Below are 26,524 nucleotides of genomic sequence, written 5' to 3'. Positions count from 1 at the left end.
ACAGAAGAAGAACCTCGACTGGGGTTCTTTTTTTGTGTTTTCTTTTAGCCGTAGCAAAAGATTATCGAAAGCACGTTTCATGTACTTTGAAATAAAATTTTACGATAAATAAATTTATTGAAATTATTTTTCTGAGCGTCTATAATGAGTTGTGATTGATCGGTTGTCATTATGTGGAAGTCACTTTGTTTACTAAAACTTGACGCGAACATTACATAGGAAGAGGGAGATGCAGAGCTGGTCAAAAAAGAAACTCGGTAATAGCAAGGAATTACGATTCATTATCAGGCTGCGGAGGGGATTCGATGGAAAGCAAAAGCTTTTTTATAATCAAAAATGCAATCGCTTACATAATCATTTTATTGCTCGTTAATATGATGTTTCCTGCAGTTCTTGGGGATAATAATGTTGCTTATGCGGAAGAGAAAAACGAAGCCACGTCTCTGATTTCTAGCTCTTCCGTATCGATCGAGGATTTCGAGAACGAGGCGAACCTTTATGCCTCTTCGGTCAGGGCGAATGCGGTCACCTTGACCATGTCCGGAAGACCGGGGCCCGTAAGAAACGGATACCGCTCCGGAGTGCTTGCTTATGAATTTACCGGGACTCTCGGTACCTCTGCGGCCTATATTAATTTGAAGGACGCCGATGGCTCTGCAGGACGTACACTGGAAGGTTCCCCCCAAAAGCTCGGCATGTGGGTATACGGGGACGGAAATAATCACTGGCTGCGTGCCCAGCTTCAAGATGCTTCCGGCAAAAAGACGACAACCGATTTTACGGGAAGCGGCGGGTTAAATTGGATAGGTTGGAAATACGTCACGGCATCCGTTCCTGCGGGGATGGAGCTGCCCATGAAGCTAAACCAAATCTATATCGTCGAAACCAATGATAATAATAAAAACGGGGGCACCTTGTATTTTGACCGGCTGAGTGCTTTTTATGCCGACTTCAGTATGTATGCGCTGGATTTGCGCGGCTTGGCGCCGATGAAAAGCGGTGATACCTTGCAGGCTAAGGTGTACGGAACGTATAGCGGGAGTCCGGAGCCGGTTGAAGTTACGGGTGGAATCGTCTATGCGAGCAGCGATCCAACCATAGCGGCGATCGACGAGTCCGGTCTGGTCAGGGCGCTGCAGCCCGGGACGACAATGATCTCGGCCACAGCGACTAACGCACCGCAGGCTCTGTTCTCCTTGACGGTAACGGCGGAGACTCCGATGCCGCGAAGCATTGAGCTATCGGCATCCGGCACGCTGACGGTGGGAGATAGCGATACGGTTAAGGTATTTGCCGCGTATCCTTCCAATAGCGAGCCTATAGAGATCGTCAGCGGCGTTTCCTACCAAAGCAGCAATCCTGAGGTAGCGGCAATCGACACGACCGGGAAGCTCAAGGCGATGAAGGATGGGGAAGCCGTAATTACGGCAAGCTTCGGCGGCCAGACTTCGAGCTACACGCTTACGGTGAAAAAGCCGGTGCCCATTTTGCAAAAAATCGAGCTGGCCGAAATGAAGGCGATGAACGTAGGACAAACGCAGCAAGCCAAAGTAAGCGCTACCTATTCATTAATGAACGAACCGGTCGACGTTACAGGCAGTTCGACCTATAAGAGCAGCAATTCCGATATAGCGCGGATCGATTCTAATGGTTCTGTAACGGCATTGAAAGTAGGAGCCACGCGAATTACGGCTAGCTACGGGGGGAAATCCAGCGATAAAATGCTCGTCGTCAACCAACCGGCCGCGATGCCGAAACGGGAGCTGAGAGCCGCTTGGATTGCCTCGGTGGAAAATATCGATTGGCCGAAAAAGGGAGTCGTGACGCCCGAGGAGCAGAAGCGCGATTTTGCCCGGATGCTGGATGAGCTTCAGGCCCTTGGGATGAACGCCGTGATCGTGCAGGTGAAGCCGACGGCCGATGCGTTCTATCCGTCGAAATACGGACCATGGTCGGAGTGGCTGACCGGCGTTCAAGGCAAGGATCCCGGGTACGATCCTTTGGCTTTTATGGTCGAGGAAACTCATAAGCGGAACTTGGAGTTTCATGCCTGGTTCAATCCTTACCGGGTTAGCATGCAGGACCGGATCGATAAGCTGGTGGCGGACCATCCGGCCCGGCAGCATCCGGATTGGACCGTTGCCTATGGAGGAAGGCTGTTATATAATCCCGGGATTCCGGCGGTGAAAGATTTTGTCATCGGAAGCGTGCTTGAAGTGGTGAAAAACTACGACATCGACGGAGTTCATATGGATGACTATTTTTATCCATATCCTGCAGCCGGCGTCGATTTTCCCGATGAAGACACGTATCGGCAATACGGGGGACAATTCGGCAATAAGGCCGATTGGCGGAGAAACAATGTCAATGGACTGGTTCAGCAGTTAAGCTCGGCCATCCACCGTGAAAAAAGTCATGTCAAATTCGGGATTAGTCCTTTCGGAATATGGAGAAACAAAGCGGATGACCCGACAGGCTCCGACACGAACGGGCTGCGGAATTATGACGATTTGTACGCGGACACGAGAACTTGGATACAGCAAGGCTGGCTGGATTATATTACTCCGCAAATTTATTGGAACTTCGGCTATTCGCCGGCCGCCTACGAGAAGCTGATCGATTGGTGGACCAAAGAAACGCAAGGGAAGAACGTTCACCTGTACATCGGGCAGGCGCCTTACCGGATCGGCTCGGCGGACCCGGCATGGCAGAAGCCGGACGAACTGCCCAACCAGCTTGTGTTTAACCGCAACTTTGAAACGGTTCGCGGCAGTATGTTTTTCTCGGCCAAAGATTTGCTTGCCAACCCGCTCGGGTTCGGAAACCGCCTGAAGCAAGACTTGTACCCGCATCGGGCGCTCATACCCGCTATGCCTTGGCTGGATGCGCAGGCGCCTGCAGCGCCGGTTCTGCAAGCTGCCGTACGGCAAGAGAGCGGAGTGGAGCTGACCTGGGAAGGCGGCGGTTCACGGGATGAGGCCTATTATGTGGTTTACCGCTTTGAGGGGAAGGAAGTCCCCGGACTGGAGCATCCCGAGGCGATTGTCGCATCGGTACGCAAAGTTGGAGATGCCGTCACGCAGAAGATCGTAGACCCGATAACGGCTGACGGAAAAACGTATACTTATGTGGTCACAGCCAGCGACAGATTGCATAACGAGAGCGCAGCTAGCAACAAAATAACGGTGACCAACCAGACAGACCGGGAAGCGCCTGTCACGACGGCGACGCTGGAAGGAGAGCGGCGGGACGGCTGGTTTATATCCGACGTGAAGCTAAAGCTGACGGCGGCAGACGAGCAGTCGGGCATCGAACGGACGGAATACAGCCTGAGCGGCGGAAGCCAATGGCAGCTATACCGGGACCCGCTGCTCATAAACAAGGAAGGCGCGCACACGGTATCGTTCCGTTCAACCGATAAAGCGGGCAATACGGAACTGCTGCAATCGGTTGTCATCTCCATCGACAAAACGCCGCCGGTTATACAGTGGACCGGTGCAGGCAGTTATACGGTTGATCAACGGGTATTGGTTGTTTGTACGGCCACGGATACGGTATCCGGTGTCGTGTACAGTTCTTGTGGAGGACCGTTGGTCGATCAGCCGGGATATAATCTCCCGCTTGGCACAGGCACCGTGACGGCCACGGCCCAGGATCAAGCGGGCCATACGACGGTCACCGCTGCAACGTATACGGTACAGGTTACCTATGGGAGCCTTGCGAACGTGACGCGCCAATTGGTGACAGGACCGGGCGGCCACGGCGTAGTCAATTCGTTGGTGAAAAAGCTGGAGCATAAGCAAATTCAAGCCTATATCCACGAAGTTTCGGCATTAAGCGGAAAGAAAATACCGGCAGAGCTCGGGGATTTGCTTATTCGTTTGGCGCAAGCTTTAAACTGAAAATCGAGGGCATCCGGCATTCAAGAGCTGGGTGCCTTTCCTATTTCTGGGCCTTGGGGGAAGCGAAAAATGTGTTCAATGACCCAGACATAGTTCGTTTTACAGGGAGGAGTGAGTAGGCTTAGTTTTTTCCAATTTGCCCAATCTATTGGGTGTTTTTACCTGTAGTCAATCCAAAGTCCCAAAATCGACCAAATTTTGTATTCCAAATATACCCAAAAGGGTGGAGATCACATTTTTTTAAAAATCCTCACGAGGCCTTTTAATGAAAGAGCTTTTCTCCATTTTCATGAAAAACAAAAGCGCTTTCATTCTTTAAAAAACTATGAATGTAAATTTATGTATATATTGAATAAAGTTTATGCAATACGTTACATTTAATGGCTAAAACCTTTTTTAAATTGTATCTTTTATTACATTAAGTGCCTGTTAAATCCTGTACCCATAATTGAAAAATAATCATTTTTAACTAATCAAATACACAACTCTGTTCCCTCATCGTTCGTTTTGAAAATGTGCCATAATTTATATAGTCGGGATAAGCGGGAGGAAGCAGACATTGATCGACATACATAGTCACGTTCTTCATGGTTTGGATGATGGTCCTGCCAGCCTGGAGCAGTCGCTTGAGCTCGCTCGATTGGCCGTTCAGGAAGGGATTTCGACGATCGTCGCCACGCCTCATCATCGAAAGGGCAGCTACTGTAATCCTGCACAAACTGTCGAAACGGCGGTGTCGTTTTTGCAGGAGCAGCTCGTGCGGCACCAAATCCCTTTAACGATTTGCAGCGGTCAAGAGATTCATACTCACCCGCAGTGGCTTGACGATTTTTATGCTAATCAATTATTGACTCTGAACGGGTCGTCCTACATCTTGATCGAATTTCCGTCGTCCAGGCTTCCGGAACGGGTCGAGGAGATCCTTCATGAGCTGTCGATTCGAAATCTGACGGCGGTCATCGCCCATCCGGAACGCAACAAGGAAATCGCGGAGCAGCCGGACAAGCTGCTGAAGCTGATAGAGCACGGGGCTCTCGCGCAAGTGACTTCCCATTCCATAACCGGTTATTTCGGACCTCAGGTCCGTTCGGTTGCTTTAGAGCTATGCCGAAGAAATCTGGTGCATTTTATCGCGTCGGATGCCCATGATGCCGTTCGCCGCCCGTTTCATTTGCAGCGGGCCTATGGCATCGTGACTGAAAAGCTCGGAGGTGATTATGTGAAGTATTACCAGCATAATGCGAAATCCTTGGTCCAGGACCGGAGCTTTGATGTTTGGAGGCCGGTTCGGCAAGTTCGAAAGAGCTTTTTCTTTACCCAATTACCGCGTTTTTTTAGGAGGAATCGTTCGTTATAAAGAACAATAGGGAAAATCACACCAAACGAAAGCGAGGCTATTTATAACGTGACCATGGATTTCGATTTAAAAGCGGTGATGAGCGTGTTGCGCAAACGTCTATGGCTGATTGTTCTCATCGTCGCGATTAGTTGTACGGCTGCCGGTATCGTGAGCTATTTTTTCATGAAGCCCGTGTATGAAGCTTCGACGAAGCTGATTATTAACTCATCGCCCGATCAAGCCGGTGTTGTGAAATTGGACTTAAATTCCGTCAATACGAATATTTCACTTGTCACGACTTACAAGGAAATTATTAAGACCCCGGCCATTATGGACATTGTGGCGAAGGAGCATCCCGATTTCGGCATGACCTCCGAGCAATTGATCAACAAGATCAAGCTGAGCTCGGTAAATGAAACCCAGGTGCTCACCATCTCGATTCAAGATTCGTCCTACGAGAAGGCGGCCCATATTGTCAATGCCGTGTTCCAGGTGTTCCAAAGCCAAATTCCGAAAATCATGAAGGTCGATAATGTGATTTTGTTGAACCAAGCCGATCCGGCCAAGCAGCCCCGTCCCATTAAACCGGACCCGTTATTGAATATCGCGCTCGGTTTTCTCGCTTCGCTTATGCTTTCCGTAGGGCTCGTCTTTTTACTGGAATATATGGACGATACGGTCAAAACGGAAGAGGACGTCCAACGCTATCTGGGCTTGCCGACGCTTGCTTTAATTACCAAAATCGACGAACAGGATCTGGAGACGAATAAAGGCTCCATGTCTTCCGAGCGAAAGGTCGGTGAACTATCCAATGTCCAAGTCCGCTAAGCGGCGTCCCGTCATTGCGCACAGTCATCCGAAATCGCCAATCTCCGAGTCGTATCGGACGCTGCGCACGAATATCCAGTTTTCATCCGTTGACCGGGTGTACCGGACATTAATGGTTACGTCTTCCGGTCCGATGGAGGGGAAATCGACGACAATCAATAATTTGGCGGTCGTATATGCTCAATCAAATAAGAAGGTGCTGCTGATCGATGCCGACCTGCGCAAGCCGACGGCGCATCATACGTTCCATCTATCCAACCGTTACGGACTGACGGATGTGCTTACCTCTCAATGTACGCTGGACATGGCCGTCAAAGTAACGGATGTCCCGAACCTGGAGGTGATGACCTCGGGCTCTATTCCGCCGAATCCGTCGGAGATTCTTGCTTCGCAAAAAATGACCGGGCTCCTGGAGGAGCTGAAACGGCAATATGACATCGTCCTGCTCGATACGCCTCCGGTGCTAGCGGTAACCGACGCGCAAATTATTGCGGCCAAGTGCGACGGCGTCATTCTCGTAATCGATTCTGGGAAAATCAAACGTGACATGGCGCAGAAAGCGAAAAACTCGTTGGAGTTAGTGCAGGCCAACCTTCTGGGCGTTGTGCTGAACCGAATCGCCCGGCCATCCGGCAATGCGTATTATTACTACGGCAACGAATAAAACCTGTGGGAGGAAGAACGATGAATTATTCCAAAAGAACGGGGATTTTGGTCGCAATCGATCTCGGTATGGTATGGCTTAGCGTCTACTTTGCCTTTTACTTCTCGTATAAAAGCTCCATTCCAGCCGATCAGATGCAGCTGTGGCTGCTGTATGCGACGATTTCTTCCATCGTCAGCACGGCGTTTATGTTTTTCTTCAAGCTGTACAATCGGATCTGGCAGTACGCGAGTGTCGGCGAGCTGATTTCGATGACGAAAACGGTGGCGGTCAGCGGCTTGGTGTCCTACTTGGCGACGAATGCGATCTCGGCCCAGCCGGTTTCGTTCACGATAGCCCTGCATACCGCCGAAACGATGCTGCTGCTGCTCGGCGGAAGCAGGTTCGTATGGAGAGTGTTCTGCGACAAGTTCGGCAGCAAGCGGCAAGGGGCAGACGAACCGAAGAAGGCGCTCATCGTCGGAGCGGGCAGCTGCGGAACGCTGTTTGCCAAGGAGCTGAAGAGCAACGAGGCTTACGACACGATGCCGTTTGCTTTCGTCGATGACGATCCTTATAAGCAAAAGCTTCAAGTGTACGGTCTCCCTGTACTGGGCGGCCGTGAACAAATTCCGGCGATTGTCGAAAAACACGGCATCGACGAAGTCATAATTGCGATGCCTTCGGTGTCCAAGACGCAAATCACGGACATTATTAACATTTGCAAGCAAACGAAAGCCCGCCTGAAAATTATTCCTCATCTGCAGGAGATTATTGCAGGCAAAACCACTTTAAACCAAGTGCGCGACGTGCAGGTGGAGGATTTGCTCGGGAGAGATCCGATCAAGACCGACTTGGACGGCATTGCCAATTACGTGGAGGATAAGATCGTCCTCGTTACGGGCGCCGGCGGCTCGATCGGCTCGGAGCTGTGCCGGCAGATCGCCCCTTTCCGCCCCCGGAAGCTGTTGCTGCTGGGACATGGCGAAAACAGCATTTATACGATTGAGATGGAGATGCGTCGGCTTGCGCCGGAGCTCGAATTGGAGACGGTCATTGCCGATGTGCAGGACCGGACGAGGCTGGAGGAGATGTTCAGCCATCATCGCCCGCAGGTCGTTTTCCATGCGGCAGCTCATAAGCATGTGCCGTTGATGGAGCGAAATCCTTCCGAGGCGGTCAAGAATAACGTATTCGGCACGAAAAATGTCGCCGAGTGCGCCGATCTGTTCCAAGCGGAGCGGTTCGTCTTAATCTCCACGGACAAGGCGGTCAATCCGACAAGCGTAATGGGGACGACGAAGCGGATCGCTGAGATGTTCATTCAAAGCTTGGACAAGCAGAGCCAAACGAAGTTCGTCGCCGTCCGCTTCGGCAACGTGCTGGGCTCCCGGGGCAGCGTCATTCCCCGGTTTAAGGAACAGATTCAGCGAGGCGGTCCGGTGACGGTAACCCATCCGGAGATGGTGCGCTACTTCATGACGATTCCCGAGGCGGTTCAGCTTGTCATTCAGGCAGGCGCTTTTGCCAAGGGCGGCGAGGTGTTCATTCTGGACATGGGCGCGCCCGTGAAAATTTACGATCTGGCGGCCGACTTGATCCGCTTGTCCGGCTTCGAGCCGAATGTCGACATCAACATCGAATTTACGGGCATGCGGGAAGGCGAGAAATTGTACGAGGAGCTGTTAACGAACGAAGAAGGCATTTCCTCGACGATGCATGACCGGATCTTCATCGGCAAGCCGATGAACATCAACCGGACGGAGCTGGAATTCGAGATCCGCAAGCTGGAGAGGGTGCTTGGCAAAGGGCAGCAGGAAATCCGCGAGGTGCTTAAGCATCTGGTGCCTACGTACAGCAACGTTTCCTAAGCGGAGCCGAAACGAACGGAAACGATCCCGAGATTCAGACTAACGAAGAAGAAGGTATGTATGAAACAGACAACGTTACATCGAACGGAAACGAACGTTTCCCGAATTCTCGCGAAAAGCGGCTCCCTCTCGTTCATTATGAATGTGGCCGGCGTCGGGCTTGCCGTATTGATGCAGGTCGTGCTGGCCAGGCTGCTCGGGGTCGTCAGCTACGGATATTATGCTTTTGTCATGACGGTCATCACCTTTGTAGCTTTTCCCGCCAACCTCGGCTTCGATACGGCGATTGTCCGGTTCGTGTCTTCTTACAAGGCGGACCAGCTGTGGGGCGATGTCAAAGGCTTGCTGCGCCGGGCGAACCAGCTAACCTTGCTTGTATCGCTCGTGCTGATGGGAGTTAGCGGAATTGTCATTTACGTGATGTACAGGAACAGCGGAGGCGAGTTTTATTACACGTTTTTGACCGGACTGCTGATCATTCCATTGATGGCGACGGCGACGTTAAGGCAAAGCTCACTGCTGGCGCTCAAGGAAGTGCTGGTTGCCCAACTGCCGGAGAAGGTGCTGCGCCCTGTATTTTGCATCGTCATTTTGTATGCCTACACCGTCATATTTCACGTGAAAGCCGGCGCATTCGAAGCGATGGTCATCTTTGTCGGGTCGATGCTGCTGTCGTATTTGTTCGGGGCCTGGGTGCTTAACCGGAAGCTAACGCCGCATACGAAAGGGCATCCGCATCGGTTTCAAACGAAGCATTGGCTGTCGGAATCGCTGACCTTGATGGTGAACTCGGGCATGTATCTGATTCTGGGACAGCTTAGCGTCGTGATGATCGGCATGATGCACGGCACGAGCGAGTCCGGAATTTTCTCGGCAGCCGTGCGGATCGCGACGATGGTTTCGTTTGCGATTACGTCGATCAATATGATTGCGGCCCCGATGATTTCGGAGTCCTATGCCAAGGGCGACATGAAGCAAATGCAAAAGGTATGCACGCTGTCCGGCCGATCAGGGTTCGCCTTCGCCGGTCTGGTCTTCCTGACGATTCTGCTGCTGGGCCAGTGGATTCTGGGCTTGTTCGGGGAAGAGTTCAAGGCGGGCTCGACTGCGCTCATTTTGCTGTCGCTGAGCCATCTCGTTCATTCCTACTGCGGACAATCTGGAACGGTCATGACGATGACCGGGCAGCAGCGCGCGTCCAGCCGGATCTTAATGATCTCTACCGTTCTGAATGTAGCGTTTAATCTGCTGCTGATTCCGAGCCTGGGCATGATCGGAGCGGCCTTGGCGAACCTGCTGTCGACGGCGTTCTGCTATTTCAGCATGATGTACAAGGTCAAGCAATTCATGCAGATCGTGACCGGCGTATGGATGCCGGGACGTATCGGAAGCAAATCATAGCCAAAGGATACAGTCATCCGGGAGGGTAAGATGAGCGCGATTAAAATATTGCATGTTGTCGGAAAAATGGATCCCGGCGGTGTCGAGACACTGCTGATGAACATTTACAGGAACATCGACCGGGAACGGTTCGAGTTTCATTTTGCGGTCCAATTGGAAGGCGAAGGGTTCTACGATCGTGAGATTCGCGAGCTCGGCGGGAAAATCCTGCTGCAGCCGCATCCCCGGAAAGGGCTTGGCCCGTTCCGGGAACAATTTTTGCATAACGTGAGAGAAAATGGTCCCTATGCCGCCATTCACAGCCATATTTTCCAATTCAGCGGGTATGTGCTGAAGCTGGCCAAGGAGATCGGCGTCCCGGTTCGCGTGTGTCATAGTCATACGGTGAATGCCGAACAGCGGACGACGCTATTCCGCACCTTGTACCGCCACTATATGAAATCGCTGATTTTAAAGCACAGCACGCATTTGATCGGCTGCTCCAGGCCGGCATGCGAATCGCTCTTCGGGGCCCGCTGCTGGAATGATACCCGCACGGAGCTGCTGCCCAATGCGATCAATCTGCTGCCATACGAGCAGCTGCCCGCGGATCGGAGCGGGCTCAGGCAGCGTATCGGCGTGACCGACCCGTCGATTCCGGTGGTGGGGCATATCGGCCGGTTCAGCGAAGAGAAGAATCACCGTTTCGTGCTGGAGACCTTCTCCTTATTGGTTAAAGAGGTCCCCGAGGCGCAGCTCGTGCTGGTCGGAGACGGGAGGTTGCGCGAGGAGATGGAGCGGCTTGCGGAGACGCTGGGCATCCGGCGACAGGTCCGTTTCCTGGGCGCCCGCAAAGATATTCCGGAAATTATCGGCGCTTTCGATGTGTTCCTGCTGCCGTCGCTATTCGAAGGCTTGGGCATTGTCGTCATCGAAGCTCAAGCCGGCGGCGTACCCAGCCTCGTATCGGAGCATGTGCCGGCTGAAGCCGACCTGAGCTTCGGTATGGTGGAGCATCTTAAGCTGCAGCCCGAGGTATGGGTCGACAAGATTACGGGAATACTGGGACGTTCGGCTGCGCCGGATTGGCCGACGAGGCATCGTTTCTTGAAAAAGCACGGCTACGATATCCGCGAGAGCATTCGGCGGCTGGAGAACATTTATCATGCTTGAACGGAAGGTTGACCTGCCGCCTGCAAGGGATAACCCCTTGGTGCAAACGATGATGCTATGGATGTACGCCGCCCTGCTGATATTGTCGACCAAATGGGTAACCCAGTGGGACCTCGATGTCGGGCTTGTCTTTTTCTTTACGTTGTTGCTTCCCTTTTTCGTCATGCTGAAGTGGCCCAACCAGCCGGTCGTTCTCTATATCGGGCTCATGGTGATGCTGATCGGGAAATGGATTTACGCGCTGACGACGGACCCTTTATTCGGCCCCGACGCCAGAGGCTATTTCCGGCAGGTGACGTTCTATCCGAAGCTGGACGATTTTATCCGTTATGCGACGGAGCACATTACGACCAACTGGCTGAATTCTTCGGCGTATCCGGTGTTCGGGCTTATGTACATGCCATTTTATAAATTTCTGGATTTGGCCGATCCGCTGGTCATCATTACGTTTAATTCCTTTCTGCTCGTGCTGTGCTGCAATATGACTTACCGGCTGAACGACAGGTTTTTTACGTACGAGCTTTCGGAGTCGGGCAAACGAACGTATAACGCGGTGCTGATTATCGGGCTGCTCGCAAGTCCGGCGCTGATGTACATGTCCTCCGTGTTCGGCAAGGACATCACGTGCGCCTTCCTGGGGCTGCTGTGTACCCAGCTTTTATTAAACCGCAGATACATTTTGTTCATTATCATCTTGTTCTACACGACCATGCTTAGAGATTATTCGATCGTATATATTTTGTCCTTTTACTTTCTGTTCCGGCGAAGCTTCAAAGCCGCCTTGCTCATGCTCATCGCAGCGTTGGGCGTAGTGTTCTGGAAGGTGGGACTGACCGGGCTTCTGAATTCCTTCATGCTCACGGTCTTTCTGTTCATCTCTCCGAATCCGTTCAAAGCGTTCAATTGGGATATGGAGTTTGTGATGCGTACGGCGGAGGCGGTCTATATGATGATTTCGTTCGGGCTGTCCGTGACGGTGTTTTTGCGCCATAAGGAGACGCGTTCGTTTTTTGCGATGTGCCTTATTCTGCTGTTCACCTTCGGCTGCACGCTGGTATTGGTCGGCTTCGTCACGGTGACCGAGCGGAATCTGGAGTACGGGGTAGGGACTATCGGGGATAACATGGTCCGGAAAAAAGTGCCTGTCGTGCCCATTCTGTACATGATGAACGCATATACGCTGGCGTGGTTATTCAGGCCAAAAGCGGTTCATTCCAAGAAAGGAGAGGCTTGTCATCCGAGGAAGGGACAAATTTCATCGCTACAAAGGATTTCTGAACCTGCTTACGGCGCTGTTCTCGATCGTTCCGAAGCCTCTGCTCAAGAGCTCGTGGCATGCGACCGACCTGCTGCCGGAGCCCTTGGGGCTCGCAACGCGCTACTGCCTTCTCAAGCGGTTAATTCCGAAGTGCGGCGATAACGTATTCGTCGGCCGGTCCGTTGAGATTAAGCATTGGGAGAAGCTCTCCATCGGCAGCAATGTAAGCATACATAAACAGTGTTATCTGGATGCGGGAGGCGGCATTACGATCGATGACGACGTGTCGATCGCGCATCAAACCTCGATGATTTCATTCGAGCACGCTTGGGATGACGCCACCTTGCCGATTCGCGACAACCCGGTCAACTATGCGCCGATCACGATTCAATCGGACGTCTGGATCGGCTGCGGCTGCCGCATTTTGGCGGGCGTGGACATCGGCAGCAGAGCGGTGGTGGCCGCCGGAGCGGTCGTAACCAAGCCGGTGCCCCCGCATACCGTTGTCGGCGGAGTCCCGGCAAAACCTATTAAATCTATCTGAGAGGGTCGAGGACCATGAAGGTATTATGGGCGCATGACCATACGTTTTACTTTAACGATTCCGGGAAATTTTTTTCCAGCGGAAAGCTGCCCTACTCGGTGTGGGAACGGTATTTGACCGTATTTGACGAAATTACGGTGGCGTCCCGGGCGAAAAAAATATCTTCGGAAACGGAAATTGCGAATAAAAGCTTATCAAGCGGCAAAAATGTGGAATTTGTCGTGCTGCCTTCCCTCAGCAATCCGGTGAACAAGCTGACGAAAAAAGGCTATATCGAGCGCCTGCTGACCGAATCGATCGAGCAGGCGGATGCGGTGATCGCCCGGCTGCCAAGCGAAATCGGCTCGGAAGCGGTGGCGATTGCCAAGAAGCTGAAGAAGCCTTTTGCCGTGGAAATGGTTGCCTGCGCTTGGGATGCGCTGTGGAATTACGGCAATCTGCAAGGGAAGGCGTATGCACCCATTGCAACGCTGAAGACGAAAGCACAGGTGAAGGAAGCGCCGTTTGCCATCTACGTGACAAAGCAATTCTTGCAGCACCGGTATCCGAATACGAGCGGGTATACCGAAGGCTGCTCCGATGTGGAAATTCCGGAGCTGTGCCCCGAGGTAATGGAACGGCGTCTCCGCAAGATCGAGGCCGGGGCGAAGCCCGTAATCCTGGGGCTGATCGGCAATCTGAACGGCAAAACGAAAGGTATTGCGACGGCACTGCAGGCGTTGGCCCGGGTGAAGCCGAAGCTGCCCGCCTTCGAGTTCCGGGTGCTCGGCGGAGGCGACAAGGAGCCGTGGGAAGCGTTGGCGGCCCAATTCGGCTTGCGGGAACACGTCCGGTTCGACGGCGTTCTGCAGAGTGGCGATGCCGTATTCGAGTGGCTGGATCAAGTGGATCTTTACTTGCAGCCGAGCTTCCAGGAAGGCTTGCCGAGAGCGACGGTCGAGGCGATGAGCCGGGGATGTCCGGTGATCGGGTCGACAGCCGGGGGCATTCCGGAGCTTATCGATCCGCGGTATCTGCATAAGCCCGGCAATGACAAGCATCTGGCCCGGTTGATCGAGCAATATATCTCCGATACACGCTGGATGACCGAGCAAGCGCAAGCAAACTATCGGAAAGCGGGGAACTATACGAAAAACCAGCTGGATCAGGAACGGCAGGAATTTTGGGAAAAGTTTTCTCAATTCGTGAAAGAGGGGAAGACGCAGCAATGAAAATTTTAGTCACCGGATCCGCAGGCTTTATCGGGTATCATCTATCGGCGAAGCTGCTTCAGGAAGGCTTCTCGGTGGTAGGAGTAGACTGCTTAAACGACTATTACGACGTCAGGCTGAAGGAAGACCGGTTAAAGGGATTGCTCGAGTATGACGCTTATGCTCATTACAACTTCGACCTGCGTGATCAAAAATCGCTTGATGCGTTGTTCGCTTCCCATGATTTTGCGGCGGTCGTTCATCTTGCAGCCCAAGCGGGCGTGCGGTATTCCATGGTCAATCCGGGGGCGTACATCGACTCCAACATTACCGGCTTCATGCATATGCTGGAGAGCTCCCGCAAGCATCGCATCCCGCATCTCATCTATGCTTCCTCCAGCTCGGTCTACGGGGCGAATGTGAAAATGCCGTTCTCCGTAACCGATGCGGTCAATCATCCGGTCAGCCTGTATGCGGCCACGAAAAAAGCGAACGAGCTGATGGCCCATACGTACAGCCATCTGTACGGATTGCCGACGACGGGCTTGCGCTTCTTCACGGTGTACGGGCCTTGGGGAAGACCGGACATGGCGTATTTCTCGTTCACGAAGGCGATTATGGAGGGCAAGCCGATTCAAGTGTTTAACGAGGGCCAGATGATGCGCGATTTCACCTATATCGACGATATCGTGCAAGGCATCGTGCGTCTGCTGTTCCGTCCTCCGGTGCACAACGATAGCTGGAACCGGATGGAGCCGGACCCGTCCTCCTCGTACGCGCCCTATAAAATTTATAATATCGGCAACAACCGGCCCATTCCTTTGATGAAGTTCATTCATACGATCGAGGAATGTCTCGGCAAAGAGGCAGTGATCGAATTCAAACCGATGCAGCCCGGCGACGTGCAGGCGACGTATGCCGATATCGACGAGCTGGCGCGCGAAGTCGGCTTCACGCCCAAGATTAGCATCGAGACCGGAATTAAGGCGTTTACCAATTGGTACTGCCAATATTATCGAGAGGTAACCGTATGAAGAAGGTAGCTCATATTTGCACAAGCGCCATCTCCCATAAAATTTTGGCGGACAAGATGGCGGTACTGCAGAAGGCGGAATATGAGGTTCATCTGATTTCGTCTCCCGACGGTTATGACGAGGAGTTCATGAAACGATACCGCCTGAAGCTCCATTTCGTGCCGATGAACCGGAAAATTCATGTTTTGGACGATCTGCGTTCGATCCTTCAAATGCGTTCGCTGCTTCGGCGCGAGCGTTTCGATATCGTTCATACGCATACGGCGAAGGCCGGACTGATCGGCCGGGTGGCCGGGTGGCTAGCCCGAACGCCGATGATCCTGCATACGAGCCACGGACTGCCGTTTTTCGACGGACAGAAATGGATAACCAGCTTCATCTACCGCAGCCTGGAGAGGTCGGGCGCGCTGTTCTGCGACGCGCTTTCCTCGCAAAACCGCGAGGATATGGAGAAGTTGCGGGAGCTGGCGCCGGGCAAGCCGGTCTACTACGAGGGGAACGGCGTCGATTTGAACCGGCTGGACGAATTCCGCTACCGCATCGATCGGGCCGAGCTGGACCGGGTGCGGCAGGAGGCGCTCATCCCCGAAGGAAAGAAAATCATCCTGATGGCGGCCCGGCTGGAGCCGGTAAAAGATCACGCCTTTCTGCTGGAATCGCTTCGTCTGCTCAAAGACAAGCACGCGCATGACTTCTGCTGCGTCCTGGCCGGGAAAGGTCCGCTCGAAGCGGAAATCCGAAGGAAGATCATGGAGCTGGGCCTCGAGGAGGACGTGAGGCTGATCGGGCATCAGAGCTATATTTACCCTTGGATCAAGCTAGCGGATATCGTCGTGCTTTCTTCCGAGAAGGAAGGAATTCCCCGCTTTCTGATGGAAGCGATGGCCTTCTCCAAGCCGGCGGTAGCCAGCGACGTTCTCGGAACAAGGGAACTGGTGAAGCATAACGAGACCGGGTTTTTGGTCCCTTATAAGCAGCCCGAGCCGTTTGCCGACGCTTTGCACAAGCTGCTCGGAAGCGACGGACTGCTGAAGCAGTTCGGCAGCGAAGCGCGCAGCGTGATCGAGCGCGAATATACGGAGCAGGCGGTCGTCGGTCGGCTGCATCGCATGTACGGAGAGATCGAGCAGAAGAAAACGGCCCGTAAACGAAAATCCGTACAGCGCATCAAGCGCGTGCTCGATTTCACCGCTGCTCTGACGGCGGTCATCGCATTCGCTCCATTGTTCGTCCTTGTCGCGCTGCTGGTCCGCCTGAATCTGGGCTCGCCGGTGCTGTTCCGACAGCAGCGTCCCGGGCTTCACGGCAAGCCGTTCCACGTGTACAAGTTCCGCACGATGAACGATCGCAAAGACAGCAAGGGCGAGCTGCTGCCGGACGCCGAACGGCTGACCACCTTCGGCAAGCTGCTGCGCAAAACAAGTATGGACGAGCTGCCTCAGCTGTTCAACGTGCTGCGCGGAGATATGAGTCTGATCGGGCCAAGGCCGCTCCTGATGGAATATTTGCCGTTATATACGGAGGAGCAGCAGAAGCGGCATTGGGTCCGTCCGGGCATTACCGGTTGGGCTCAGGTGAACGGAAGAAACGCGATCTCCTGGGAAGAGAAATTCGCGCTGGACGTATGGTACACCGACCACCCGTCGCTGATGCTGGATGCAAAAATCCTATGGATGACGGTGAAAAAAGTATTCCGTGCCGACGGCGTTCAGCAGGCGGGGCATGCCACGACGGCCAAATTTACAGGCAACCGGAAGGTGGAGGGATTCTAGGATGAAGAAGCTCGTCCTGATCGGCGGAGGCGGTCATGGAAAGGTCGTCCTCGATGTGATGCGGGCCCAGGGAGAATATGAGCTGGCCGGGATCGGCGACGACAAGTATACGCACAGCTTTAAGCAGGACGGCATCCTTCACGGGCCGGTTGCGGACATGGCGGAGCTGCTGCGGGACGACGATTGCCGGCTGTTTATCGCCATCGGCAACAACCGCACCCGTCGTACCGTCATGGAACGGCTCGGGTACCCCGAATCCCGCTACGCGGTATTGATTCATCCGAGGGCAACGCTCGGAAGCGGGGTGACGATCGGCGGCGGTTCAGTCGTCATGCCGGGAGCTGTTATCAATCACGGCGCGCGGATCGGCGCTCAGTGCATCATCAACACCGGCGCCATCGTCGAGCACGAGAACGTTCTCGGAAGCTTCGTGCATATTTCTCCCTCCGCAGCCTTAGCCGGCGATGTCACGGTCGGAGACGGAACGCATATCGGGCTTGGCGCGAAAGTGATCGAAGGATTGACGATAGGCGGCTGGACCACGCTCGGAGCGGGAGCGGTTGCCGCCCACGACATTCCGGCTCAATGCACGGCCGTAGGCGTACCTGCCAAACCAATCAAATACGCTGATCAACCCGATCAGCTTGCTCAGAGGAGGGCGTAGCGAATGTCGCTGAATCAAAGGATTTACCTGTCTCCCCCGCATATGGGGCAAGAAGAGCAGCAATGGGTGCAGCAAGCTTTCGCCACCAACTGGATCGCGCCGTTAGGGCCCAACGTCGATGTCTTTGAGAAAGAGATTGCCGGGTATGTCGGAGCCGGCGGAGCTTTGGCGCTCAGTTCCGGTACGGCGGCCATTCACCTGGCTTTGCGCTTGCTTGGAGTCGGCGCCGGGGATACGGTGTTCTGCTCAAGCCTAACGTTTGTCGCCAGCGTAAATCCGGTGCTGTATCAAGGGGCGGAGCCGGTCTTCATCGACTCCGAGCCGGAGAGCTGGAATATGTCGCCACAAGCGCTGGAGCGCGCGCTGTCCGAAGCCAAGCGTGCCGGGAAGCTTCCGAAAGCGGTCGTTGTCGTCAATCTGTACGGGCAAAGCGCAGACATGGACCCGCTGCTTGACTTATGCGACCAATACGGCGTTCCCGTCATCGAGGATGCCGCCGAATCGCTGGGCGCGACGTACAAAGGGCGGGCGAGCGGTACGCTGGGCAGGTTCGGAACCTATTCGTTCAACGGCAACAAAATCATCACCACCTCCGGCGGAGGCATGCTGGTGTCGGACGACCTCGAAGCTTTGGAGAAGGCCAGATATTGGGCGACGCAGGCCCGGGACCCCGCACCGCATTACGAGCACAGCGAGGTCGGGTTCAACTACCGGATGAGCAACGTGCTCGCCGGCATCGGCATCGGTCAGCTTCATATGCTTCCCGAGCGAATCGAAACGAGGCGCGCCATCTTTGCGGCCTATGCCGAAGCGCTGGGCTCCATGGAGGGCGTCGAGTTTATGCCGGAGGCATCCTTCGGTCAAGCGACCCGGTGGCTGACGACACTGACCGTCGACCCGCAAGTTGCGAGAACGACATCGGGGGACATCATCCGAGCGTTGGCGGAAGCGAACATCGAATCCAGACCGGTGTGGAAGCCGATGCATCTGCAACCGCTGTTCCAAGGCTGCGCCTATTATCCGCATCAGGAGGGGCACAGCGTATCCGACCGGCTGTTCGAGCAGGGCATTTGCCTGCCTTCCGGTTCCAGTCTGACCGAAACCGAGCAAGCGAAAGTGATCGAGATCGTCAAAACACTCGTATGCGGAGGTATGACTCATGAAATTGCGTAAAGCGATCATTCCGGCAGCGGGACTGGGAACGCGCTTCCTGCCTGCAACCAAAGCTCAGCCGAAGGAAATGCTGCCGATTGTGGACAAGCCGACGATTCAATACATCATCGAAGAGGCGATTGCCTCCGGGATCGAAGATATTCTGATTATTAGCGGACGCGGAAAGCGGGCCATCGAAGATCACTTCGACAAGTCGTTCGAGCTGGAAGAGACGCTGTCGAAGAAGGGCAAGAACAAGGAGCTGGAGCAAATTCAAGCGATATCCGAGATGGCGAATATCCACTATATTCGTCAAAAAGAGCCGAAGGGTCTCGGCCACGCGATCTGGTGCGCGCGCAGCTTTGTCGGCGACGAGCCGTTTGCCGTTCTGCTCGGCGACGACATCGTGCAGTCGAGCGAGCCGTGCCTGAGCCAGCTCATTCGAGTCCATTCCCGGTATTCCTCCTCGGTCGTCGGCGTACAAAAAGTAAACGACGAGGACGTGTCCAAATACGGGATCATCGCTCCCCGGGGCTCGTCGATTGAGCCGGAGGTGTTCTTCCTGGATACGCTGGTCGAGAAGCCTTCGAAAAAAGCGGCTCCTTCCAACTATGCCATCATGGGCCGGTACATTTTGACGCCGGATATTTTCGATATTCTGGAGAGTCTCCCAGCCGGTGCGGGCGGCGAAATCCAGCTGACGGACGCGCTCAAGCGGTTGAACGAGAAAAGGCCGGTCATCGCTTACAATTTCCAAGGAGCCCGGCACGACGTAGGGGACAAATTCGGCTTTATCAAAGCGACGCTGGACTTTGCGCTGCAGCGCGACGATTTGCGCAATGACGTGATGAACTACATCCGGACGCTGTACGAAAGCGAGCCTTCATTCTACAGTAAGGTGGCGAAATAAGTTATGCACAATATAACAGTGATTGGTACGGGATACGTCGGTCTGGTGTCGGGAACGTGCTTTGCCGAAATGGGCAACCGCATCATCTGCTGCGATGTGAACAAGGACAAAATCGCCATGCTGCAAAACGGAGAGATTCCGATCTACGAGCCTGGTTTAAAGGAGCTTGTTGCGAAGAACGTGGCGGAAAACCGTCTCTTCTTCACCTCCGAAATCGGCGAAGCCATCGAAGATTCCGACATCATTTATATTGCGGTCGGTACGCCAATGGCCGAGAACGGCGAAGCGGATATGCGTTACGTGAAGGAAGTAGCCAAGACGATCGGCAAGCATTTGAACACCTACAAAATTATTGTCAACAAGAGTACGGTGCCGGTTGGTACGGGAGAGCTTGTGCGGACGATCGTCGCCAACAATAGGGTCAATGAACGCATTCATTTTGACGTCGTGTCCAACCCCGAATTTCTGCGCGAGGGTTCGGCGATTGCGGATTGCATGAACATGGATCGGGCGGTAATCGGGGCGACGAGCGACAAGGCGGCCAAGGTCATTGCGAAGCTGCACGAACCGCTGCAGACGAAAATTTTCATTACGGACCTGCAAAGCGCAGAGATGATCAAATATGCGGCGAACGCCTTTCTGGCCACGAAAATTTCGTTTATCAACGCCATCGCCAATCTGTGCGAGCGGGTCGGAGCCGACGTGACTCAAGTATCGGAAGGCATGGGGATGGACAGCCGGATCGGCGGGAAATTTTTGCAGGCCGGTATCGGCTACGGAGGCTCCTGCTTCCCGAAGGATACGTTTGCGCTCGCCCATATGGCCGATCAGGCCGGGTATGATTTTACGCTGCTGAAATCCGTCATCTCGACCAACGAGGCGCAGCCGTACGTGATGCTAAAGAAGCTGCAGGATTTGTTCGGCGACTATGCCGGAAGGCGGATCGCGGTACTCGGGCTTGCTTTTAAACCGAATACGGACGATATGCGCTGCGCTCCATCGCTAGTCATTATCGACGAACTGGTGAAAAAAGGCGCGATCGTGCAAGCGTACGATCCGATCGCCATTCCGAACGCCCGGGCGCTGCTGCCTGCCGAGGTGACTTATTGTGACAGCGTCGAGGCGGCGGTGACGGATTGCGACGTCTGCCTGATTTTAACCGAGTGGGATGAGATTGTGGGCATGGATCTTACTTCCGTTCGCAAGCTGTTGAAATATCCGTTCCTGGTGGACGGACGCAACTGCTTCTCGCTCCAGGAAATGTACGAACATGGCTTCGTTTACCACTCGGTTGGCAGGCCGGCAGTATTGACGGCTAGGAGTGAATCCCATCCGGTCAATTACTAAGCTCCTTACCCTTGTTCCTGTGTTGCTGTGGACGCTGCTTATTTTTAACTTCTCTTCCCAGTCCTACCATGAGCAGAGTATACAGCCAATTTTACATAAATGGTTCACGAAGGAGGGGATGCTTAGCGTCGTACCTGAAATGACCATTCATTATCATCATTCTACGATTGAAGCCAGGAAGCAGCCGTTTGAATTTGTCGAGTTTTTGTTTCGAAAAGGTTCGCATTTGTTTATGTACGCGATGCTGGCGGTTTGTGCTTTGTTCGCGTTGATTCAAGCCCGATGGAAGCTTGGCTTCAAGATGCTGCTTGCGATCGTTTATGTGATTGGCATAGCTTCGGCGGATGAATGGAATCAAGCGAGAAGTGTGGAGCGTACCAGCGCAATGCAGGATATTGTATTGGATTCAATCGGCGGATTCCTTGGCTTAGTGGTTCTCATCCTATGCCTGGCGATGTTCCGCAAAATCAGACGGAACAGTACGCTGCGAAGAGGGGAGGTTCCATGAAGGCGAGAATGAAAAAGGTTTTAGTAGTCGGGACGGTGGTTGTATTGCTGCTGCTTGCTGGCGGATATTGGGCGCTTCATGCGGTGCAGGAGCGGATGACGGCGGCTCTTGTCAGTTTGGCAGAAGAAGCGCCGGCAGGGAAGCGACCGGTGAACGATCCGGAGAAGCGGCCCGATCCGGCGCACCAAGCTCAAGCCTCCGAGCAGCCTCCGGTATCGCAGCAGAAGCCGGCGGAGGCTCCGAAGCCCACCTCTGGGCAGGATGCCGTCCGGACGCCGGGCGATTCCCCGGCACCGTCGGGGAAAGCGGAGCAGGCTCAGAAGCCAACGCAGGCCCCGGCCACGGTTCCGCAGGCAGCCGACAAGCCGTCCGACCCGAAGTCGGGGAGTACAGGCTATAAAGCTGAAATATCCGCAGGCAAGGCGAAGGAAGTGCAGGATCGAATTTCGCTGTCCGAACAAGTCCAAATTACAACCGTGCTGCTTAAAAAGTTAGATGGAAATGATTTAAAACAATTACAAAATATGTTTGAACAAGGCGTTTCCTTGGAGGAAAAAAGGAAGGCCAAGGAAATGATCTTGGAAAAGCTTTCGGAAGAGGAATACGACGAGCTGATTGCGATTGCTTCGAAATACGGTTTGAGCAAGGGCAAAAGCTACGAGGAGTCTCTTCGGGAGAAAAAATGAGCTCTGTATAACTTTATAAAACTAAAGGAGAGAAAGCTATGAACAAAAGGAAAACCTTGTCAAAGTTTCTTGCGGTCGTGATCGCGGCAGCTTTGACTACACCGGTACTGTCTGCACCGAAAGCCGAAGCGGCATCGCTTACGTTCGAGAACGAGTCGCCGCTGGTTAACTTCAACGGACCTACCGTGGTCAATCTGAACGTGTTCCTCGGCGAACAGTTCAATCTGGATAAATGGTTTGAGACGAATTTTGGCAACTGGGGCACTCCAAAACCGCCAAAGAAAGATAAGGACAAGGAAAAGCAGGAGCAGGAAAGACTGGAGAAAGAAAAGCAGGAGAGAGAGAAGCAGGAGAAAGAAAGACTAGAGAAGGAAAAGCAGGAGAGAGAAAAGCTCGAAAAGGAGCGGTTAGAGAAAGAGAAGCAAGAGAAAGAAAAGCAGGAGAAAGAGCGGCTAGAGAAGGAAAAGCAGGAAAAAGAAAAGCAAGAGAAGGAAAAACAGGAGAAAGAGAAGCAAGAAAAAGAGAAGCAGGATAAGGAAAACGGTAAAGGCAATGGCAAAGGTAATGGAAACGGAAATGGCAACGGCAACGGCAACGGTAATGGAAACGGTAATGGAAATGGGAACGGAAACGGCGATAAGGAGAAGGATAAAGAGTACAAGGAAATCACGAAAAATGCGACTCAGCAGCTCATCCATCTCCGCAATGAAAGCAAACAGGAACTGATGGGGATCGCCATTCAAGCCAAGATGGCGAAAAACTCCAAGGAAAGAGCAAGACTTTACCAGCAGGGAGAAAGCACGTTCAACGCAAAAACAGCTCAATTCAACGCCATTCTCGACAGCGTAAGAAGCGAGCTGGAGTCTAAAGGCTTCAGCACGGATATCATCAACGAATATCAAGACGAGTTTAACCAAGAAGTTCAAATGGGACAAAGCCTGCTGCAAACTCTCGTGCATTAATCATCGGGAACCGGCGATCGCCTTCGGGTATCGCCGGTTTTTTTGTATCCGGCCGGAAAATAGACGCTTTTCAGGTATGAAATGTCAGCGGGAACCGCAAAATACAGGTAGTTCACAATAAGGAGGGAAGTCGAATGAGCCAAATGCCTGAAAATGCAGGCAACGCCGAGCTGGAGGATCTGGGCACTCATGCGGCCGGGGCTACCGACCTGCATCAGACGCGGACGACCGACCAGGTAATGCAGATCGATCCGCCGGTCGCCGGAAGCCCGGGACCGATTGACCGCCGCGAGGAACGCTTCGACGTGAAGAAGAACGAAGATACCGTTTAGCGACGTTCCGTACAAGATAAGCGCACCAAAAAACGAAGAACAGCGTACCGGAACGAGGCGGGCCTGTTCTTTTTGCGTTATTCCTCGTCGGCAAAAAGCTCCTTAAGCATGCGTTCCCGGTTATGTAGAAATTGCTTCATAATGATATAATGATCGGTTTCTTCCACATTTATGTGCTCGATTCCGTCCGGCGTCAAATAATAAGCGAGAGCATCCGGATAGCCCATCAAAATGGGCGAATGCGTCGAGATGATGAATTGCGAGTTCTTCTTGACCAGCGCGTGGATGCGGGCGAGCATGGACATTTGCTTCAAGGGAGACAATGCCGCTTCCGGCTCGTCCAGAATATACAGCCCGTTGCCTCCGAAACGGTGAAGGAAAGCCGCAAAAAACGATTCGCCGTGCGACTGCTCGTGCAGTGACTTGCCCCCGTACGAATCGATGATTCTGGGACCAGGCGCCGGTTCGCTATCCAACCGGTCGATATTGGTCGCCAGGTTGTAGTAGGTTTCCGCCCGGAAGAAGAAGCCGTCCCTCGGCTTGCCGATCCCCCGTACCAAACGGATATGCCGGTGCAGCTCCGAGTGAGATTCGTGCGTGGCGAAATTGAAGTTCAGGCTGCCGCCTTCGGGATTGAAGCCCCATGCAACGGCGATGGCTTCAAGCAATGTGGACTTGCCCATGCCGTTCTCGCCGATGATGTAGGTGACCTTGGGATGGAAGCGCAAGGTGGTCAGCCGGCGCAAAGCCGGAAGATGAAACGGATACTTGGCGAAAGACGGCACGTTCTCCCACCTCAGCTCCATACTTCTCACGAACGGATCTTTATCGTATATCCCCATAAGATAACGCCTCCTTCCGGCTTGTTCGTTGACTCTATTATACAGAAAAGTCGGCTGCCGCGTTACTATCGTAAGCTTGGAGAGCACCGATGCAACGAACCGGCCTCGTTGGACGAATGGTTCGTCGAACTTTTTCAGTTTTGTAAAAAATGCGGTTCTCTGGAACAAACCGTTGATTCGATGCGTCCAATAAGACGTGAGCAGATCGAGCCGAAACGGAGTGTGAGCTTAGGGATGGCGAATCGGTCAAAAAACGGTTTACGGCTGGCAATAGGATTGGGCCTGCTGCTGGCTTTTATCATCGGGGGCGGGATATGGTGGTACGGCAATGACAAGAGCACAGCCGGACCAGGCGAAATGAAGCCGCTGCAACAAGTAAGATCCGTCTCCCAAATCAAAGAAGCCTATGATGTCATCGTGACCGGTACCGATCCGGAAGGCGTGGCGGCCGCCGTCTCGGCAGCGCGCAACGGCCTGTCCGTGCTGCTGGTGGACGGACGGAACCGTGAGATTCTCGGCGGTTTGATGACGCTGGGCTGGTTAAACAGTCTGGATAACAATTATTCCCCCGAGTCTTCGCTTGTTCCGGGCAAGCACAACTTTTTGAACAAAGGGATCTTTCAGGAGTGGTACGACCGCATCGAAGGCACATCGTTCGATGTTGTCACGGCCGCCAATGCGTTCTACGAGCTGGTCCGTCAGGAACCGAACATCGATCTTCTCATGAAGGTGAAGACGATGGAGCCGATTGTGACCGTCGGCCAGGATGGCATGCGCAAGGTTACCGGAGTGCAGGTGATCCGGCAGGACGGCAGCCGGCATAATGTGAAGGCCAAAGCCGTGATCGACGCGACGCAGGATGCCGACATTGCCGCGGCCGCAGGCGTAGCGTTCACGATAGGGAGAGAGGACATTGGCGATCCGAAATCCCAGATGGCGGTCACGCTTGTGTTTAAGCTGCGGGGCGTCACGCAGGAGGTATGGGACTCGTTCGGCAGGCACAAGGATACCGGTATTGACCGGATGAGCGGATGGGGTTTCCCCGAGATGTGGGAGTATCCGTCGAGCAACAAAGACAAGGTTCGCATGCGTGGCCTCAATATCGGGAGACAAAATGACGGGACGATTCTCATCAACGCGCTGCAAATTTTCGGAATCAATCCGCTGGACCCCGGTTCGGTCGAAGAAGCTTTTGAAATCGGAAAGAAAGAGATTCCGCTTGTCGTTGATTATATGAAGAAAAATTTCAAGGAATTCGCCGATCTCGAGTTGGCTGGAACCGCACCGGAGCTGTATGTGCGGGAAACCCGGCATATGAAGGGCCAATACCGTCTGACTATGACCGATGTGCTCGATAACCGCGATCAATGGGACCGCATCGCTTTCGGCTCGTATAAAGTCGATATCCAGAGCACGAACTATCAAGACCGCGGCGCCATCATGATGAACCCGGTGCAGTATGCAATTCCGTTCCGCAGCATTTTGCCCAGGGAGGTGAACGGGCTGCTGGTAGTGGGTCGTTCGGCCAGCTTCGATACGCTGCCGCATGGCAGCGCGCGCGTCATCCCGGTCGGCATGGCGACAGCGCAGGCGGCCGGAGCCGCGGCCAAGCTCGCGATAGACAAGGGGCTGTCGTTCCGCGAGCTCTCCGAGTCCAAGCAGGACATCGCAGCGCTGCAAGAAAGGCTGAACAAGCAGGGGATGGAGCTGAAGCCATTCCGAATCCAGCCTCCCGCTTATACGAAGCATAAAGCGTATGCCGGGCTGAAAGCGACGGTGAGCATGAATTTGACCGTGGGCGGGGATAAAAATGAAGGCTTCGACCTGGACGGCGCCTCGAACGCCCAGCGGCTCGTCTATCAGCTGAACGGCGTAGGGAGAATGCATTCGGCCTATTTTAAAGGAAAAGCTGCCGATTCGCTACAGGGTATAGGCCATCCTGCCGAAGCTCCGCTCACGGTGGATCTGGCGGCGGCGGCTCTCGGCTCGGCGATGGGTTTGCCGCAAAAGCCGCCGACGACCATGCAGGAACTGCTCACCCGGGGTGCGGTGAAGCAGGATACGGTATCGGCCATCCGGGACCCGAAGCGGCTTACGAATGGGGAAGCCTACATGCTGATCCGCGATGTGGTCGCGAACTATGCGGGCAAAACATACGATTGATAAAGGTACGAACCGAAAAAAGCA

Annotated in this window: 22 protein-coding genes; 21 read left to right on the top strand and 1 reads right to left on the bottom strand. The window is 53.7% G+C overall.

The genetic code is table 11. The features are described from left to right. The first annotated feature begins 374 nt into the window (after window positions 1–374). From NI000_RS26090 to NI000_RS25990, 20 genes are all read left to right on the top strand, one after another. Entirely contained in the window at window positions 375–3,902 is a 3,528-nt protein-coding gene (locus NI000_RS26090) for a family 10 glycosylhydrolase (protein ID WP_253414296.1), read from the top strand. 559 nt (window positions 3,903–4,461) lie between these two features. Continuing rightward, entirely contained in the window at window positions 4,462–5,259 is a 798-nt protein-coding gene (locus tag NI000_RS26085) for a tyrosine-protein phosphatase (RefSeq protein ID WP_253414295.1), read from the top strand. A 54-nt stretch (window positions 5,260–5,313) separates the two neighbouring features. Then, window positions 5,314–6,069, top strand: coding sequence for a YveK family protein (locus NI000_RS26080; protein ID WP_253414294.1), 756 nt, complete (start codon window positions 5,314–5,316; stop codon window positions 6,067–6,069). After that, complete coding sequence (locus tag NI000_RS26075) at window positions 6,053–6,733, top strand: CpsD/CapB family tyrosine-protein kinase (protein WP_253414293.1); 681 nt, start codon at window positions 6,053–6,055, stop codon at window positions 6,731–6,733. Before NI000_RS26080 ends, NI000_RS26075 begins: the two co-directional genes overlap by 17 nt. Before the next feature lie 20 nt (window positions 6,734–6,753). Continuing rightward, window positions 6,754–8,583 carry a polysaccharide biosynthesis protein gene (locus NI000_RS26070; RefSeq protein ID WP_253414292.1) on the top strand — a complete coding sequence of 610 codons (1,830 nt, stop codon included), beginning with the start codon at window positions 6,754–6,756 and terminating at the stop codon, window positions 8,581–8,583. Between the two features lie 60 nt (window positions 8,584–8,643). Next, window positions 8,644–9,984: a flippase gene (locus NI000_RS26065; RefSeq protein WP_253414291.1), complete on the top strand. Its 1,341-nt coding sequence runs from the start codon at window positions 8,644–8,646 to the stop codon at window positions 9,982–9,984. Window positions 9,985–10,014: 30 nt separating this feature from the next. Then, the gene (locus tag NI000_RS26060) at window positions 10,015–11,136 is read left to right on the top strand and encodes a glycosyltransferase (protein ID WP_253414290.1); all 1,122 of its coding nucleotides are present in this window, start codon (window positions 10,015–10,017) and stop codon (window positions 11,134–11,136) included. Next, complete coding sequence (locus tag NI000_RS26055) at window positions 11,129–12,556, top strand: hypothetical protein (protein ID WP_253414289.1); 1,428 nt, start codon at window positions 11,129–11,131, stop codon at window positions 12,554–12,556. Before NI000_RS26060 ends, NI000_RS26055 begins: the two co-directional genes overlap by 8 nt. Further along, window positions 12,498–12,938, top strand: coding sequence for an acyltransferase (locus NI000_RS36805; RefSeq protein WP_301292692.1), 441 nt, complete (start codon window positions 12,498–12,500; stop codon window positions 12,936–12,938). The genes NI000_RS26055 and NI000_RS36805 overlap by 59 nt, the downstream gene beginning before the upstream one ends. Window positions 12,939–12,952: 14 nt before the next feature. Continuing rightward, complete coding sequence (locus tag NI000_RS26045; RefSeq protein WP_253414288.1) at window positions 12,953–14,149, top strand: glycosyltransferase; 1,197 nt, start codon at window positions 12,953–12,955, stop codon at window positions 14,147–14,149. Continuing rightward, window positions 14,146–15,162 (top strand): NAD-dependent epimerase, encoded by a 1,017-nt coding sequence (locus NI000_RS26040; RefSeq protein ID WP_253414287.1) that lies wholly within the window; start codon window positions 14,146–14,148, stop codon window positions 15,160–15,162. The genes NI000_RS26045 and NI000_RS26040 overlap by 4 nt, the downstream gene beginning before the upstream one ends. After that, window positions 15,159–16,934, top strand: coding sequence for a sugar transferase (locus NI000_RS36995; protein ID WP_309247932.1), 1,776 nt, complete (start codon window positions 15,159–15,161; stop codon window positions 16,932–16,934). Before NI000_RS26040 ends, NI000_RS36995 begins: the two co-directional genes overlap by 4 nt. Window position 16,935: 1 nt before the next feature. Further along, complete coding sequence (locus NI000_RS26025) at window positions 16,936–17,598, top strand: acetyltransferase (RefSeq protein ID WP_253414286.1); 663 nt, start codon at window positions 16,936–16,938, stop codon at window positions 17,596–17,598. Between the two features lie 3 nt (window positions 17,599–17,601). Continuing rightward, the gene (locus NI000_RS26020) at window positions 17,602–18,771 is read left to right on the top strand and encodes a DegT/DnrJ/EryC1/StrS family aminotransferase (RefSeq protein WP_301292690.1); all 1,170 of its coding nucleotides are present in this window, start codon (window positions 17,602–17,604) and stop codon (window positions 18,769–18,771) included. After that, window positions 18,758–19,660, top strand: coding sequence for a UTP--glucose-1-phosphate uridylyltransferase GalU (gene galU / locus NI000_RS26015; RefSeq protein ID WP_253414285.1), 903 nt, complete (start codon window positions 18,758–18,760; stop codon window positions 19,658–19,660). Before NI000_RS26020 ends, galU begins: the two co-directional genes overlap by 14 nt. A 3-nt stretch (window positions 19,661–19,663) precedes the next feature. Continuing rightward, complete coding sequence (gene tuaD, locus NI000_RS26010) at window positions 19,664–21,007, top strand: UDP-glucose 6-dehydrogenase TuaD (protein WP_253414284.1); 1,344 nt, start codon at window positions 19,664–19,666, stop codon at window positions 21,005–21,007. Next, window positions 20,982–21,515, top strand: a complete 534-nt coding sequence (locus tag NI000_RS26005; protein WP_309247931.1) for a VanZ family protein — start codon at window positions 20,982–20,984, stop codon at window positions 21,513–21,515. Before tuaD ends, NI000_RS26005 begins: the two co-directional genes overlap by 26 nt. Next, window positions 21,512–22,201, top strand: coding sequence for a hypothetical protein (locus tag NI000_RS26000; RefSeq protein ID WP_253414282.1), 690 nt, complete (start codon window positions 21,512–21,514; stop codon window positions 22,199–22,201). The genes NI000_RS26005 and NI000_RS26000 overlap by 4 nt, the downstream gene beginning before the upstream one ends. A 38-nt stretch (window positions 22,202–22,239) precedes the next feature. Then, window positions 22,240–23,163 (top strand): hypothetical protein, encoded by a 924-nt coding sequence (locus tag NI000_RS25995; RefSeq protein WP_253414281.1) that lies wholly within the window; start codon window positions 22,240–22,242, stop codon window positions 23,161–23,163. Window positions 23,164–23,297: 134 nt separating this feature from the next. After that, window positions 23,298–23,495 (top strand): hypothetical protein, encoded by a 198-nt coding sequence (locus tag NI000_RS25990; protein ID WP_253414280.1) that lies wholly within the window; start codon window positions 23,298–23,300, stop codon window positions 23,493–23,495. A gap of 77 nt (window positions 23,496–23,572) precedes the next feature. Here NI000_RS25990 and NI000_RS25985 read toward each other — a convergent pair whose 3' ends face one another. Further along, complete coding sequence (locus tag NI000_RS25985) at window positions 23,573–24,337, bottom strand: AAA family ATPase (protein WP_253414279.1); 765 nt, start codon at window positions 24,335–24,337, stop codon at window positions 23,573–23,575. A gap of 234 nt (window positions 24,338–24,571) precedes the next feature. On the opposite strand from NI000_RS25985, the gene NI000_RS25980 reads away from it, so the two are divergent. After that, window positions 24,572–26,500 carry an FAD-dependent oxidoreductase gene (locus NI000_RS25980; protein ID WP_253414277.1) on the top strand — a complete coding sequence of 643 codons (1,929 nt, stop codon included), beginning with the start codon at window positions 24,572–24,574 and terminating at the stop codon, window positions 26,498–26,500. Window positions 26,501–26,524: the final 24 nt, after the last annotated feature.

The organism is Paenibacillus tyrphae (assembly GCF_024158745.1).
Classification (GTDB): Bacteria; Bacillota; Bacilli; order Paenibacillales; family NBRC-103111; genus Paenibacillus_G; species Paenibacillus_G tyrfis_A.
This window is presented reverse-complemented; position numbering and strand designations above follow the sequence as displayed.

What these genes read in the sequence shown, in the direction of transcription:
- NI000_RS36995 (WP_309247932.1), top strand. Translation starts at nt 15,159, where the DNA reads ATGAAGAAGGTAGCTCATATTTGCACAAGCGCCATCTCCCATAAAATT.
- NI000_RS26045 (WP_253414288.1), top strand. Translation starts at nt 12,953, where the DNA reads ATGAAGGTATTATGGGCGCATGACCATACGTTTTACTTTAACGATTCC.
- NI000_RS26000 (WP_253414282.1), top strand. Translation starts at nt 21,512, where the DNA reads ATGAAGGCGAGAATGAAAAAGGTTTTAGTAGTCGGGACGGTGGTTGTA.
- NI000_RS25990 (WP_253414280.1), top strand. Translation starts at nt 23,298, where the DNA reads ATGAGCCAAATGCCTGAAAATGCAGGCAACGCCGAGCTGGAGGATCTG.
- NI000_RS26065 (WP_253414291.1), top strand. Translation starts at nt 8,644, where the DNA reads ATGAAACAGACAACGTTACATCGAACGGAAACGAACGTTTCCCGAATT.
- NI000_RS26040 (WP_253414287.1), top strand. Translation starts at nt 14,146, where the DNA reads ATGAAAATTTTAGTCACCGGATCCGCAGGCTTTATCGGGTATCATCTA.
- NI000_RS26060 (WP_253414290.1), top strand. Translation starts at nt 10,015, where the DNA reads ATGAGCGCGATTAAAATATTGCATGTTGTCGGAAAAATGGATCCCGGC.
- galU (WP_253414285.1), top strand. Translation starts at nt 18,758, where the DNA reads ATGAAATTGCGTAAAGCGATCATTCCGGCAGCGGGACTGGGAACGCGC.
- NI000_RS26025 (WP_253414286.1), top strand. Translation starts at nt 16,936, where the DNA reads ATGAAGAAGCTCGTCCTGATCGGCGGAGGCGGTCATGGAAAGGTCGTC.
- NI000_RS26020 (WP_301292690.1), top strand. Translation starts at nt 17,602, where the DNA reads ATGTCGCTGAATCAAAGGATTTACCTGTCTCCCCCGCATATGGGGCAA.
- NI000_RS25995 (WP_253414281.1), top strand. Translation starts at nt 22,240, where the DNA reads ATGAACAAAAGGAAAACCTTGTCAAAGTTTCTTGCGGTCGTGATCGCG.
- NI000_RS25985 (WP_253414279.1), bottom strand. Translation starts at nt 24,337, where the DNA reads ATGGGGATATACGATAAAGATCCGTTCGTGAGAAGTATGGAGCTGAGG.
- NI000_RS25980 (WP_253414277.1), top strand. Translation starts at nt 24,572, where the DNA reads ATGGCGAATCGGTCAAAAAACGGTTTACGGCTGGCAATAGGATTGGGC.
- NI000_RS26075 (WP_253414293.1), top strand. Translation starts at nt 6,053, where the DNA reads ATGTCCAAGTCCGCTAAGCGGCGTCCCGTCATTGCGCACAGTCATCCG.
- NI000_RS26055 (WP_253414289.1), top strand. Translation starts at nt 11,129, where the DNA reads ATGCTTGAACGGAAGGTTGACCTGCCGCCTGCAAGGGATAACCCCTTG.
- NI000_RS26090 (WP_253414296.1), top strand. Translation starts at nt 375, where the DNA reads ATGATGTTTCCTGCAGTTCTTGGGGATAATAATGTTGCTTATGCGGAA.
- NI000_RS26080 (WP_253414294.1), top strand. Translation starts at nt 5,314, where the DNA reads ATGGATTTCGATTTAAAAGCGGTGATGAGCGTGTTGCGCAAACGTCTA.
- NI000_RS26070 (WP_253414292.1), top strand. Translation starts at nt 6,754, where the DNA reads ATGAATTATTCCAAAAGAACGGGGATTTTGGTCGCAATCGATCTCGGT.
- tuaD (WP_253414284.1), top strand. Translation starts at nt 19,664, where the DNA reads ATGCACAATATAACAGTGATTGGTACGGGATACGTCGGTCTGGTGTCG.